Genomic DNA, 12,870 nt, shown 5'->3' with positions numbered 1-12,870 from the left:
GTCACACCCCCGTCGATGCGAGATGGACTGCGTTCTCGATGCGCTGGTAGCAGCCGCAGCGGCAGATGTTGCCGGACATCGCTTCGCGGATCTGCTCGTGCGACGGCTTGGGGTTATCCATCAAGAGTGCCGCGGCCTGCATGATCTGGCCGGCCTGACAGAAGCCGCATTGCGGCACGTTGACCTGACGCCAGGCCTTCTGGACCGGGTGATCGCCGTTCGGATGCAATCCTTCGATCGTCGTGATCTCGCGCCCGGCGACGTCGTTGATCGACGTGATGCAGGAGCGCACGGCTTCCTTGTCTACGATGACCGTGCAGGCGCCGCACAGGGCCTGGCCGCAGCCGAACTTGGTGCCGGTAAGCCCGGCCTCGTCGCGCAGAAACCAGAGTAGCGGGAGATCCGGGTCGCCGTCCCAGCTCTGTTCCTGGCCGTTGATCTTCACCTTGATCATGATGGTCCCTCGCTCTTCATAAGCATGTCTAATTCAAACCCGCCGGCCTGGCCGGTGGTGGTTCGTGCGTCGTACCGCCACGTCCTGCCGTTATCCGCGCGGGCAAATCCCGGAGGGAGGCAGGAACGCCAATGGCGATGTCTGGATGTGCTCGATACCTCCCCGTGTTGTTCTTGTTTGATTGAACGTCGTGCGGCATCGTGACGGCGCGACCCTAGCAGGGATCGTGCCGGCCCGGCGTTCACAGCCGAGTGTTCTCACAGGGAAAAGATTGCATCGGAGGTTTGTCAAAAGCTGGGCGCGACATCGCGCCGCGCTTGCGCAGATACGGCCTGCAACGAAAAAAGCTTCGTCCGCCAGAAAGACTGCGCGGACGAAGCAGGATGCCTCAGTCGAGGGAGGGAGAAACGCAGTGACCGTAGACTTCGAACGGGAAGTTGGCGGCACTGCGCAGTCATTCAGAGACCAGGACTGAGGAGCCGATGGCCCTCACGCATACGCGCCGTGCAGAGGCGGCTGCATCGCCGCGATTCGTTCCAGGGCCGGGCCCGTCCGCTTCGCTGGCGTTGGTCGGGCCAGCGGGCGGACGGGCAGGGTCTGTGTTCAGGCTGCCTTGCTCAGGCCGCCTTCTTTCAAGCCGCATATTTTAAGCCGCCTTGGCTTTCGCCACGTGGGTCGCGATCGCGTCCATCAACGCGGGCGACAGGCAGTCATAGGGCTCGAGCCCGATTTCCTTCAGCCGCGAGCGGATGCCGGCCATCTGCTCCGGCTTGACGCCGGATTCGATCACCGAGGACACGAAGGCGGCGAATTGCGGCGCCTGCGAGCCCTGCTCCTGGAACAGCTCGGGATGGATGAAGTCGAGGCCGTAGAACGGGTGGTTCTTGTTCTCGATGCGGCCGTACATGTGCGTACCGCAGGCCTTGCAGGCATGGCGTTGGATCACCGCGGAGGGATCGACGATCTGGAGCTTGTCGCCGTTCTCGAGCACGGTCACGTTCTGGCGCGGCACCACGGCGACGACGGAGAACGTCGCGCCCTGGGGCTTCCAGCACTTGGTGCAACCACAGGCGTGGTTGTGGGCAACGTCGCCCTTGATGCCGACCTTGACGGGATGGTCGCTGCATTTGCAGACCAGAGTGCCGCCGGCAAAGCTGCCGCTGCCCTGTTTGAGGCCGTTGTCGATCGATGGGTGGAGTGCAACAGTCATGGGTCGATCCTCCTTGGGGGTGACGCTTTTCGATTCAGTACACGACGACGGAACGAATGGATTTGCCCTCATGCATGAGGTCAAATCCCTTGTTGATCTCTTCGAGCTTGAGCACGTGGGTGATCATCGGATCGATCTGGATCTTTCCGTTCATGTACCAGTCGACGATCTTCGGCACGTCGGTGCGGCCGCGCGCGCCGCCGAACGCCGTGCCGCGCCAGTTGCGGCCGGTGACGAGCTGGAACGGGCGGGTCGCGATCTCCTTGCCGGATTCGGCAACGCCGATGATGATCGAGGTGCCCCAGCCGCGATGGCAGGCTTCCAGCGCCTGGCGCATCACCGTGGTGTTGCCGGTGCAGTCGAAGGTGTAGTCGGCACCGCCGTCGGTGAGGCCGACGAGATGCTGGACGATGTCGCCGGTGACCTTCTTCGGATTGACGAACTCGGTCATGCCGAACCGGCGGCCCCAATCCTCCTTGGCGTCGTTGATGTCGACGCCGATGATCTTGTCGGCGCCTGCCATCTTGGCGCCCTGGATCACGTTGAGGCCGATGCCGCCGAGGCCGAACACCACGACGTTGGAGCCTGGCGTGACCTTCGCGGTGTTGACGACGGCGCCGACGCCGGTGGTGACGCCGCAGCCGATGTAGCAGCTCTTGTCGAACGGCGCGTCCTCACGGATTTTCGCGACCGCGATCTCCGGCAGCACGGTGAAGTTCGAGAAGGTCGAGCAGCCCATGTAGTGGTAGACCGGCTTGCCCTTGTAGGAGAAACGGCTGGTGCCGTCGGGCATCACGCCCTTGCCCTGCGTCGCGCGAATCGCGGTGCAGAGATTGGTCTTCTGGCTGAGGCAGCTTTTGCACTGCCGGCATTCCGGCGTGTAGAGCGGGATGACGTGGTCGCCCGGTTTCACCGAGCTCACGCCGGGGCCGATCTCGCGGATGATGCCTGCACCCTCATGTCCCAGGATCGACGGGAAGATTCCCTCGCTGTCGAAGCCGTCGAGCGTGTAGGCGTCGGTATGGCAGATGCCCGTCGCCTTGATCTCGACCAGGACTTCGCCGGCCTTCGGTCCTTCCAGATCAAGCTCGACGATCTCGAGCGGCTTCTTGGCTTCGAAAGCGACGGCGGCACGTGTCTTCATAGGTAACTCCTCAAATTCTCGAAAGGACGCCAAGAAGTAGTCTTGGCAGTCCCCGTAACGTTCATTTATGGCCCATGCAGGCGTCTTCCGCCTTGGTATAGGCCTCCGTCTTGTCCTCCTTCTTGGAGGGGCGCTGCCGGCCCCACGCCTCGTCGGAGCGAGCGCGCAGATAGACGTAGAGATCGTCCATGTAGCAGGCGACGTTGGGATTGTCGCCGAACGCCGGCATCACGTTCTCCTGCGCGGTCGAGATGTTCTTGCGGCCCGAGGCGACGACGCCGAGGAAGTCGCCATAGCTCATGCTCTTGACCGAGTCCTTCAACGCCGGTGCGTAGGTCGACCCCATGCCGTCGGGGCCATGACAAACGTGGCAGTCGGAGTGATAGCGGCGGTATCCGGAATAGGTGAACCAGTCCACCGTGCCGTCCGTGATCTTGTAGGTCGGGGTGCCTTCCTTATCGAGCCACTTCCCGTCGTCTTCCTTCTTCACGGCGGTCGGGTCGCCCGGACCTTCCGCAGCAGCAATTCCTCCCGAAGCAACGAAGATGATCACGGCAATAGCAGAGCAGATTTTACGCAAGAGATTGTCCTCGAAGCCATCAGGTGAGACGAGCCGGCGCGTGGAGTTGATCCACGCGCCGGAGCGACACGAAGGTTGGGCTAGTTCGCCGGCAGCGAGAACACGGTCAGCGTACCGCCGAGCGCCGTGTAGTTGCTGAGGGCTGCGTAGCCACCGACTGCGCCGAGACCGGCGGTCGGATCGGTCAGGCCTGCGGCGAGACCGATGCCGGCCCAGCCACCGACACCCGAGAGCACTGCGACATACTGCTTGCCACCGTTATCATAGGTGGTGACGTTGCCGATGATGCCGGAGGGAGTCTTGAACTTGTAGAGCTCCTTGCCGGTCTTGGCGTCGACCGCCTTCAGATAGCCTTCGAGCGTGCCGTAGAACACCACGCCGCCGGCGGTTGCGAGCGCACCCGACCAGACCGAGAACTGCTCCTTGTTCGACCAGACGATCTTGCCGGTCTTGCCGTCCCAGGCGATGAAATTGCCCATGTGGCTTTCACCAGCCGGCGGATACATCGAGAGCGTCGCACCCACATAGGGCTGGCCCGCGGTGTAGCTCACCTTGAACGGTTCGTAGTCCATGCAGACGTGGTTGGTCGGAACGTAGAACAGCTGCGTGTCCGGCGAGTAGGCTGCCGGCTGCTCGTCCTTGGTGCCGAGCGCGGCCGGGCAGATGCCCTTCACGTTGTGATCTTCACCGGCCTTGTCGGTCGAAGCTGCGTCGAGCACCTTCGGACGGCCATAGGTCGGCGAGCTCTTGTCCATGTCGACGCCGGAGGTCCAGTTCACCTTCGGATCGTACTTCTCGGCGACCAGAAGCTCACCGGTGGCGCGATCGAGCGTATAGCCGAGGCCGTTACGATCGAAATGCGTCAGCAGCTTGCGGGCCTGGCCGTTGATCGACTGGTCCGAGAGGATCATCTCGTTGACGCCGTCATAGTCCCACTCGTCGTGGGGCGTCATCTGATAGACCCACTTGGCAACGCCGGTGTCCGGGTTACGCGCCCAGATCGTCATCGACCACTTGTTGTCGCCGGGACGCTGCTTCGGATTCCAGGTCGAGGGATTGCCCGATCCGTAATAGATCAGGTTCAGCTCGGGATCGTAGGAGATCCAGCCCCAGGTGGCGCCGCCGCCGATCTTCCACTGATCGCCCTGCCAGGTCTTGAGGCTCGAGTCCTTGCCGATCGGCTTGCCGAGCGCAGTGGTCTTCTCGGCGTCGACCAGGATCTGGTCATCCGGGCCTTCAGAGAACCCGCGCCAAGCCAGCTTACCGGTCTTGATGTCGTAGGCCGACATGTGGGCCTGCACGCCGAACTCGCCGCCGGAGATGCCGATCAGCACCTTGTCCTTGACGACCATCGGCGCCGAGGTGCCGGTCTCGCCCTTGCCCGGATCGCCGTTCTTGGCGGTCCATGCAACCTGACCGGTCTTGGCGTCGAGCGCGACCAAGGTCGTGTCGGCCTGATGCAGGAAGATCTTGCCGTCACCGAAGGCGAGGCCGCGGTTAACCGTGTCGCAGCACATCACCGGGATGACGTTCGGATCCTGCTTCGGCTCGTACTTCCAGATGATCTTGTTCTCGTTGGAAAGGTCAATGGCGTAGACCTTGTTCGGGAACGGCGTGTGGACGTACATCACGTTGCCGATGATCAGCGGGCCGCCTTCGTGGCCGCGCAGCACGCCGGTTGAGAAGGTCCAGGCGACCTGGAGCTTGCCCACGTTTTGTGCGTTGATCTGGTTCAGCTTGGAATAGCGGGTATTGGCGTAGTCGCCGGTCGGCATCACCCAGTCTTTCGGGTTCTGCGACATCTTGTTCAGTTCGTCATTGGCGGACGCGCCCCCGACGGCGAGAGCCGCCGCGGAGCCAAGAAAGGTCGCCAGTAGCACCTTGCGCATAGTTATTCCTCCGTTGGTCTCGTTTATTGTTTCCGAAGCATTGCTTAATCACCGGGCTTCTCGTCCGGCGTCTGCTCGTGCAGGGCGGTCACGTTTGGGACCAGAAACGATGCTGTGGGTTTCCTCCTCCTGATGAGAGCCACGGGTCCACGTGCAGGAGCGGCCCGTTCTTGTTGTTCCTGTCGCAATCCCTAACGACTTCGTCATCGGGAAACTTGCCCAAGAGAGAAGGCGGTTTGCTTGACAGCGCACGGACGCGAAGATTTTGATTTTGCAGTAGCGAATTCAGCGGCTTCCGCACCGCTTTGGGACCAGGTTCTACGCTCAGGTTCCCCTTGACGGCGCTGCAACTAAGGCGGAGGATTAACTTTCAAGGGTGGCAATGAAACGATGGCGCTCGTTGCAAAAGACCGCTCAATTTCGAGGTAAACGTCACGCAATCACGGCCGAGGGCTCCAGCAGAGCTGGTTGCGATTCGCGTCGAAATTCCGGATCAAACCAGTGGCTGGATTAATGTCCGACACAATTCATACACTCTCGACAACCGGAATGACGCCGAAGCGGCAGATCCAGAGCTGGATCGACGGGCTGACGAGCTTGTGCGGGTATTTCGACGTCGATCCGTTGGAGGCGTCCTCGCTCGAAGGCCGCATCGACTACACCAGCGTCTCGCGCCTGAAGCTCTGCCAGATCGAGGTCAGCCAGCATCGCATCGCGCACACGCTGGCGCGCGCCAAGGCCAATGAACACCCGTACATCAAGATCCACTTCCAGACCTATGGCGTGTCCTATTTCGAGCAGGAAGGCCGCCATATCGAAATCAACCCCGGCGACATCATCGCCTATGACGTCTCCTGCCCGCATTCGATCATCAGTCCCGCCTTCACGCGCCACGACGTCGTGATCGTGCCGAAGGCACTGCTGCGCGACCGTGGATTTCCCTCGCAGCGCATGCCTGCCTGCAAGCTGTCGGCGAAGACCGGCACGGGGCGGATCGCCCATGATTTCGTCCATGCCACCTTCGACGAGGCGGCAAAGCTGTCGGCGAACAGCGCGGTCGGCGTCGCCGATTCGCTGATCGATTTGCTGCTGCTGCCGCTGCGCGAAGCCGACACGATGTTCGACCGCGTCGGGCCCGAGGCGATGTATGTGCGCGCGCAGTTCTTCATCCGCGAGCATCTGCGCGATCCGGATCTGTGCATCGACCAGATCTCCGCCGAGCTCGGCTGCTCCAAGCGCTATCTGCACATGCTGTTCTCCGAGCGCGGCACCACGGTGAGCGACTACATCTGGCAGGCCCGCTTGCAGAACTGCCGTCAGGAGCTCGAGGCGCACGGCGGCAAGACCATCACCGACGTCGCGTTCTCCTGGGGCTTCTCCAGCTCATCGCATTTCAGCCGCGTGTTCCGGAAATATTTTGGCGTGGTGCCGTCCTCGATCCACAAGGGACAGCAGGGCGCCGTAGCCGCCGTGGACGAGAATTAGGCGGCGCTTGCGGCTCGCCGTGCGCAGCCGTCGTAGACCGCGCGCAATCCTCTCACGCGGTCGTGGCAACGTAGGGAATGCTCGCCACGAGAGCCGCGATCAGGACCGCATTGCAGAGCATCCCGCTCCAGTGCAATCGGCGCAGCCTTCGCACGGCGTCGATATCGCCGGCATCCCTGGCGTCGAGGTGGTCATCCATCCGTTGCATGAACCATTTGCGTCCCCAGATCGCGAACGCCGCGATCAGGCCGATGCCGATTGCGAAAAGCGGCCGACCGGCGAGGAGAAATGCCGCGGTCCCGATGACGCCGGAAACGCTCATCATTCTGAACTGGATGTCGAACATCCCGCGCAACAGCTGCGTGACCGGAGGGATGTCGAGCTTCACGAGTAGGAAAGCTGGAGATGCCAGCAGGAAATAGCCCATGGGAAAAAGCAGAATGACCAGGGCGGCCACGGCGACGGCATCGGGTTTCATGCGATCGACCTTCTCGTCCGCGCCGCTCTTCCGGCGGCAGCGCATCATCATAGCCGGCAAATCGATTTCCGACACTAGGCTTTGGTCGGAGGCCGGGCCGGGCCGGGCAGGGAGGCCTGCCCGCGGAGCCGCGGGGCTCAAGCCGGCTCGAGGCCGAGCGACTTTGCGCTCTCGATCCAGATCGGCAGCTCGCGCTGATACAGCTCGTTGGTTTCCTTGAAGCCGATCGCGGGTTCGAGCACGAAGGTTGCAAGCACCTCCTTCACCTTCGGATCATTGTTGGCGGCGACGCAGAGCTCGGCGAGGCGATCGACCACCGGCTGCGGTGTCGCCTTCGGCACCGCCCAGCCGGAGAAGCCGCTCACGGTGAAGAATTTCGACGTCGCGCCCTGCTCGGGCAGCGTCTTGACGGCCGGGATCGCATCGACCTTCTTCGAATGCACGGCGAACACGGTGCCGCGGTCGCTCTGCAGCACCGATTGCGCCGCCGTATAGCTGCCCATGGCGGCATCGAGCGTGCCTTCCAGCATGCCCGTCCACATCGGGGCTTCGCCGCGATAATGGACCGGCTCGATGTTGAGGCCGTACTGCTTGTTCAGCTCGTTGATCGTCATGTGGGGCGACGAGCCCGCGCTGTAGGTGCCGAAATTCACCTTGCCGTTCTTGCGCGCGAAGGCGACGAAATCCTCCAGCGTCTTGACGCCCGTCTTAGGGTTCGCGACGAGCAGCAGGCCGGCGCCCGGAATGACACTGACCAGCGTCAAATCCTTGTCCATGTCGTAGCCGGGATTCTTCATCACCACGCGGTTCATGATGTAGGTGGTCGAGATCGAGCACAGCATGGTGTGGCCGTCGGGCTCGGCGCGGGCGACCTCCGCCGTGCCGATCGCGCCAGCGGCGCCGGGCTTGTTCTCGACGACGACGGTCTTGCCGACCTGCTTGGAGATGAATTCACCATAGGCGCGCGCGAGCAAATCGGTCTGGCCGCCGGCCGGATAGCTGCAGATCATGCGAATCTGTCGCGACGGCCAAGTGCCTTGCGCCGAGGCGCTGCGCGCAACGAACGGCATCGCGAGTGCCGTGGTACCGGCGGCGATGAAGTGGCGGCGATCGAATTTGGCAGACATGATTCCCTCCTGATTTTGGCCGAACCTACTGCATCGGGCTGGCGCTGCCATGGGCGGCAGGCGAGACAGATTGGCGCATTCGATCAGGCCGCGCAGCGGTCATTTTCCGTCACCCGGACGATGGTGCCTTCCGCGTGATCCGTTGCCAGACGAGGTCGGTCAGAGCCACCGCAATCAGGCCAAAAGTGCCGCCGATCAGCACATTGACGATGCGCTCTTCCGCAATCCCGCTGGCGCCGCCGGCAAAGGATGCGGCGAGCGCTATGAAGAAACAGCGCAGGCCGAAGCCGACGATGTAGCGGGAGAACGAGATCAGGGTGAGGGTGGCCGCAAGCACCGCGATCGCGTAGCCGACGCGGCTTTGCGGGAGAACGAGGCCGGCGAGAAAGCCGAGCGGCACGCCGACAAGGGCGCCGATCGCGCGCTGCTTCAGCTTGCCGGTGGACGCGGTGAGATCGCCGACCACGACGCTCGCGGCAGACCACATCACCCACCGCCCCTGCGCAAGGTTGAGGATCTCGACTAGCGCCGCCGCGGCGAAGACCGCCATGGCGGTTGAGGCTGCGGGCAGAAACCACTCGGCCGCGGGCGGTCCGAACGACGTGGCGGCGTTGCCGCGCCGCCGCTGATCGTAAATCTGGATACCGCAGACCAGCGCCAGCGCGATCGGCGAGGACACGATGATCACACCGGCATGGCGCATCGCTTCCGAAGCGCTGACGCCCTCCCGCACTTCACAGGCGAGATAGACGGCAGGGATGAACACCCAATTGCCGAGCGTACGGAAGTGCTCGCCATAGCGCGTTCCCGCGACTGCAAGGAAGCCGGCAAGCGCCGTCAGCACGACGAACAGCGGCTTGACCGGGGCTGCCAGGAAGAGTGCGGCGAAGGTGACGAGGATCGCGAGGTAATGCCACGCAACGACCTTCGGCGGAAAATGCTGCCTCAGCGCCGGAATGAGCAGCGAGACTGCGACGAGGCCGAGATTCAGCAGGGCCGTCTCACGCGCGATGAAATAGGCGACGACCATGGGGCCGACAACGATCAGCGCGCGCAAGAGCTCGGCGGTCTTGATCTCGCGGGCGATGATGTCGCGCAGGCCTGCGGCGGTCGGGAAATTCACGGGGCACCAGAGGGGCAAATGAAACGCAGCCATCATACGTTTCGGAGCGCCGCTAGGCGAGTCGATGCCGTTGGGCTAGAGGTATGCGGTCGCCACTCCACACTCCGTCATTGCGAGCGCAGCGAAGCATCCAGACTGGTACCTGCGGAAAGATTCTAGATTGCTTCGCTGCGCTCGCAATGACGAGGTTGATGCGGTCGCGCGCGAAACTTCGGTCTTGTGCCGCGGACGCGGCGGCACACGAGGCGTCTCCCGTCACCTCTGAATGATCTTCATCCAGACATCGCCCAAAATCGCGGGTTCGCGCGGCGGCAGATAGGTCAGCCCGGCCTGCTTGCCGAACTCGGCGACCTTGCCCTCGGCGGCAAGTCCCGTCAGCGCCTTGTTGACCGCATCGAGCAAGGCGCCGTCGCTGGCGAGGGCGACATAGCCGCGATTGGCGCCGATCGGATAGTAATAGCCGGACGCCGTGATCGTCGTGTCCGGATGTGCGGCGCGGTGGGCGTCGAAGCGCGCGAGGTCGATCAAGGTCGCGTCATAGTCGCCACGCTGAAGTGCACCGAGCAGGTCGTCTCGGCCGGGGACGAGATGGGTGATGCTGTCGATCAGGCGCCCCTTGTCGAACGTCATCAGGATCGCGTCGCCCAGCGATCCGCTCTCGATGACGAGACGGAGCCCGGCGAGGTCGCCGATATCGCCGATCTTGCGGCCTTTCGCCTTCGGCCCGAGCACGACCGTCATCGGCGAATAGACGTAAGGCTGGCTCGGCGTCAGCACGCCGAGCGCAACGCGGCGGCGTCGGTCGTCGCGGGTGGCGCCGGCAAAGTCGGGCAGGCGCGCCGTCTTCATGCCGGGCTTGACCAGGGAATCCGTCGTCAGCGCGTAGCCTCCGACCAGCGAGCAGCGGCCGTCGGAGAGCAGCGCATTGGCCTCGAGCTGCGGGCTGGAATCCTCATCCAGCTTGCTCTCGAACCACTGGATCTTCAGCGGCCGTCCCATCCGCTCCGCGATCGCCTGCGCCAGCAGCACGTCGAAGCCGGCGTCCGGCTTGCCCTTGTGGTGTACCGAGAGCGGAGGCCGGTCCTCGTCGAAACAAACCTTCAGCGGCTCATCGGCGGCGCGCGCGAGCGTTGCTGTCGCTGCGAGCGCTGCGGCAAGGCTCCACGCCGTCATCCAGCCCTTCACGGCTTCCTCCGGCTTGAGACGAAGGCCCAGAGATCGCCGATCTCATCCTCGCTGAGGATGTCGCCCCAGGGCGGCATCTTGTTGTTCTTGCCGTTCTTCACGGTGGTGACGAAGCGCGTCTTGTCGTCGGGGAAAATGCGTAGGTCCGGCGTGATGGTGCCGGAATTCATCATGTTGGGGCCATGGCAGTGCGAGCATTTCGAGGCATAGGTCGACTTGCCATGGTCGATCTGCGCCTGCAGCGGATTGCCGGTTGCGTCGTCCGCGGCACGAACGGTCGCCGCAAGCGCGACCGTGAGCACCGCGACGGTGGCGAGGATCGCCACCGTCTTGTGAGGTCCTTCTCTCAGCATCGCACCGTGGTTACTGCTTGACCGCAAAGACCCACAGCGAGCCGCCCGGCGGCACGTTGGCAAGCCGTTCATCGCCGGAGAACAGCGAGTAGACGCCGCCATAGCCGCTCGTCACCGCGACATATTGCACACCGTCCTGCTGCCAGGTCACCGGCTGTCCCTCGATCCCGGAGCCGGTCTGGAACTGCCAGAGCTTCTTGCCGCTGTCGGCATCGAAGGCTTCGAACTCACCGGTCAGCGCGCCCGTGAACACGACGCCGCCCGCGGTCGACAGCACGCCGGAGAAGCGCGGGATGTCGCTTGGTGCTTCCCATTTCGCCTTCCCGGTCATGGGATCGATCGCCTTGAGATGGCCGCGCGCGCCGTCACCCCATTCCCAGAGGTCGGTGAGGTCCATGCCGAGATACCATTCACCCTGCTTGAAGGTGACGGGCTCGGTCTTGTACCTGCCGCCGAAGGCGAGCGTGTTGGCGTAGGCGAGGCCGGTCTGCGGATTGAACGACATCGGCTCCCAGTTCTTGCCGCCGAGGATCGACGGATAGACCGTGACCTTCTTGCCGTCGCGCGCATCCTTCGAAACGTCCGTCTCGATCGGGCGTCCCGTCTTCATGTCGATGCCGGTTGCCCAATTCACCTTCACGTAAGGATTGGCCGCGAGCAGCTTTCCGTTGGTGCGGTCGAGCACGTAGAAGAAGCCGTTGCGGTTGGCGTCCATCAGCACCTTGGTCGGCTTGCCCTCGACGTTCATGTCGGCGAGCACCATCTCGGCGACGCTGTCATAGTCGAACGGGTTGTTCGGCGAGAACTGGTAGTGCCACTTGATCTTGCCGGTCTTGGGATCCATCGCCAGCACGGAGCAGGTGTAGAGGTTGTCGCCGGGACGCACCGCCGAGTTGAACGGCCCGGGATTGCCGATGCCCCAATAGACCGTGTTCAGCTCGGGATCGTAGGATCCGGTGATCCAGGTCGAGCCGCCGCCGAGCTTCCAGGTATCGCCCTTCCAGGTGTCGCCGCCCGGCTCCTCCGGTGAGGGGATCGAATGGGTGCGCCAGAGGTGCTTGCCCGTTGCCGGATCCCAGCCGTCGATGAAGCCGCGGGTGCCGAACTCGGCGCCGGAGATGCCGGTGATGACGACGCCATCGGCGACCAGCGGGGCCACCGTCATCGAATAGCCTTCCTTGATGTCGGCCGCCTTTTGCCGCCACAGCTCCTTGCCGTTCTTGGCATCGAGCGCGATCACGTTGGCGTCGAGCGTGGTGCGGAACACTTTGCCGTCGTAGAGCGCTGCGCCGCGGTTGATGATGCCGCAGCAGACGATGCGCGGCGTCTCGGCGGGATATTCGATCTTGGATTTCCAGATCTGCTTGCCGGTCTTGGCGTCCACCGCCATGGTCGCATTGTGCGACGTCACGTAGATCACGCCCTGATACACCAGCGGTTGCGATTCCTCGCTGCGATCGTCGTTGAAGGAGTAGTTCCAGACCGGGATGAGATTCTTGACGGTGTCCTTGTTGATCTGGTTCAGCGTCGAGAAGCGCTGCAGATTATAGCCCATCCCGTAGTTGAGAACGTTCGATGTATCGGCCGCACCCTTGACCAGCTGCTCGGTGGTCTGGGCGTTTGCACACGTCGATGCAAGCATGACGAGGCTCGCGGCCATCGCAAAGCGTTTCATCCGTTCCTCCCAATATGCGCGCCTTTTGACGCTGCGAGTGCAACACTCCGCCCGAACGCAAAACCCGTCAATACGAAAGTCGAAAACACGTCGCCGATATGTTGGACGCCAGATGCCAGGCTGCGCGCGGTAATCCTCGATGAATTTTGCTCGTCTTGCGCGAATGC

12 protein-coding genes are annotated in these 12,870 nt (G+C 63.1%); 1 reads left to right on the top strand and 11 read right to left on the bottom strand.

From position 1 onward, the window contains the following. Position 1 precedes the first annotated feature (1 nt). From RAD16_RS12170 to xoxF5, 5 genes are all read right to left on the bottom strand, one after another. Complete coding sequence (locus RAD16_RS12170) at positions 2–454, bottom strand: (2Fe-2S)-binding protein (protein WP_458158102.1); 453 nt, start codon at positions 452–454, stop codon at positions 2–4. A 646-nt stretch (positions 455–1,100) separates the two neighbouring features. Then, positions 1,101–1,664 (bottom strand): S-(hydroxymethyl)glutathione synthase, encoded by a 564-nt coding sequence (gene gfa, locus RAD16_RS12165; RefSeq protein WP_458158101.1) that lies wholly within the window; start codon positions 1,662–1,664, stop codon positions 1,101–1,103. Positions 1,665–1,698: 34 nt separating this feature from the next. Then, positions 1,699–2,808, bottom strand: coding sequence for an S-(hydroxymethyl)glutathione dehydrogenase/class III alcohol dehydrogenase (locus RAD16_RS12160; RefSeq protein WP_063688523.1), 1,110 nt, complete (start codon positions 2,806–2,808; stop codon positions 1,699–1,701). Between the two features lie 61 nt (positions 2,809–2,869). Next, positions 2,870–3,388 (bottom strand): c-type cytochrome, methanol metabolism-related, encoded by a 519-nt coding sequence (locus RAD16_RS12155; RefSeq protein WP_458158100.1) that lies wholly within the window; start codon positions 3,386–3,388, stop codon positions 2,870–2,872. Between the two features lie 80 nt (positions 3,389–3,468). After that, positions 3,469–5,277 (bottom strand): lanthanide-dependent methanol dehydrogenase XoxF5, encoded by a 1,809-nt coding sequence (gene xoxF5 / locus RAD16_RS12150; RefSeq protein ID WP_458158099.1) that lies wholly within the window; start codon positions 5,275–5,277, stop codon positions 3,469–3,471. 513 nt (positions 5,278–5,790) lie between these two features. On the opposite strand from xoxF5, the gene RAD16_RS12145 reads away from it, so the two are divergent. Beyond that, positions 5,791–6,762 carry a helix-turn-helix domain-containing protein gene (locus RAD16_RS12145; RefSeq protein WP_458158097.1) on the top strand — a complete coding sequence of 324 codons (972 nt, stop codon included), beginning with the start codon at positions 5,791–5,793 and terminating at the stop codon, positions 6,760–6,762. A 52-nt stretch (positions 6,763–6,814) separates the two neighbouring features. On the opposite strand, the gene RAD16_RS12140 is transcribed toward RAD16_RS12145, so the two are convergent. The 6 genes from RAD16_RS12140 to RAD16_RS12115 form a co-directional block, all read right to left on the bottom strand. After that, on the bottom strand, positions 6,815–7,240 hold the full coding sequence (locus tag RAD16_RS12140; RefSeq protein ID WP_458158195.1) for a hypothetical protein: 426 nt from the start codon (positions 7,238–7,240) through the stop codon (positions 6,815–6,817). 137 nt (positions 7,241–7,377) lie between these two features. After that, the gene (locus RAD16_RS12135) at positions 7,378–8,367 is read right to left on the bottom strand and encodes a Bug family tripartite tricarboxylate transporter substrate binding protein (RefSeq protein WP_458158096.1); all 990 of its coding nucleotides are present in this window, start codon (positions 8,365–8,367) and stop codon (positions 7,378–7,380) included. A 109-nt stretch (positions 8,368–8,476) separates the two neighbouring features. Beyond that, a complete protein-coding gene (locus RAD16_RS12130; protein ID WP_458158095.1) occupies positions 8,477–9,490 on the bottom strand; it encodes an FUSC family protein in 1,014 nt (337 codons plus the stop codon). Between the two features lie 255 nt (positions 9,491–9,745). Beyond that, the gene (locus RAD16_RS12125; protein ID WP_458158194.1) at positions 9,746–10,663 is read right to left on the bottom strand and encodes a substrate-binding periplasmic protein; all 918 of its coding nucleotides are present in this window, start codon (positions 10,661–10,663) and stop codon (positions 9,746–9,748) included. An 8-nt stretch (positions 10,664–10,671) separates the two neighbouring features. Further along, positions 10,672–11,028: a c-type cytochrome gene (locus RAD16_RS12120; protein WP_458158094.1), complete on the bottom strand. Its 357-nt coding sequence runs from the start codon at positions 11,026–11,028 to the stop codon at positions 10,672–10,674. Positions 11,029–11,038: 10 nt separating this feature from the next. Beyond that, positions 11,039–12,703, bottom strand: a complete 1,665-nt coding sequence (locus RAD16_RS12115; RefSeq protein WP_458158093.1) for a methanol/ethanol family PQQ-dependent dehydrogenase — start codon at positions 12,701–12,703, stop codon at positions 11,039–11,041. Between the last annotated feature and the right edge of the window lie 167 nt (positions 12,704–12,870).

The sequence above is a fragment of the Bradyrhizobium sp. 18BD genome (assembly GCF_054185225.1).
The sequence above is the reverse complement of the archived record's forward strand: the minus strand, read 5'-3'. Positions and strand labels throughout refer to the sequence as shown.

Coding starts and splice junctions, on each gene's coding strand:
- RAD16_RS12125 (WP_458158194.1), bottom strand. CDS start 10,663: ATGACGGCGTGGAGCCTTGCCGCAGCGCTCGCAGCGACAGCAACGCTC.
- RAD16_RS12170 (WP_458158102.1), bottom strand. CDS start 454: ATGATCAAGGTGAAGATCAACGGCCAGGAACAGAGCTGGGACGGCGAC.
- RAD16_RS12115 (WP_458158093.1), bottom strand. CDS start 12,703: ATGAAACGCTTTGCGATGGCCGCGAGCCTCGTCATGCTTGCATCGACG.
- xoxF5 (WP_458158099.1), bottom strand. CDS start 5,277: ATGCGCAAGGTGCTACTGGCGACCTTTCTTGGCTCCGCGGCGGCTCTC.
- RAD16_RS12140 (WP_458158195.1), bottom strand. CDS start 7,240: ATGAAACCCGATGCCGTCGCCGTGGCCGCCCTGGTCATTCTGCTTTTT.
- RAD16_RS12135 (WP_458158096.1), bottom strand. CDS start 8,367: ATGTCTGCCAAATTCGATCGCCGCCACTTCATCGCCGCCGGTACCACG.
- RAD16_RS12120 (WP_458158094.1), bottom strand. CDS start 11,028: ATGCTGAGAGAAGGACCTCACAAGACGGTGGCGATCCTCGCCACCGTC.
- RAD16_RS12160 (WP_063688523.1), bottom strand. CDS start 2,808: ATGAAGACACGTGCCGCCGTCGCTTTCGAAGCCAAGAAGCCGCTCGAG.
- gfa (WP_458158101.1), bottom strand. CDS start 1,664: ATGACTGTTGCACTCCACCCATCGATCGACAACGGCCTCAAACAGGGC.
- RAD16_RS12145 (WP_458158097.1), top strand. CDS start 5,791: ATGTCCGACACAATTCATACACTCTCGACAACCGGAATGACGCCGAAG.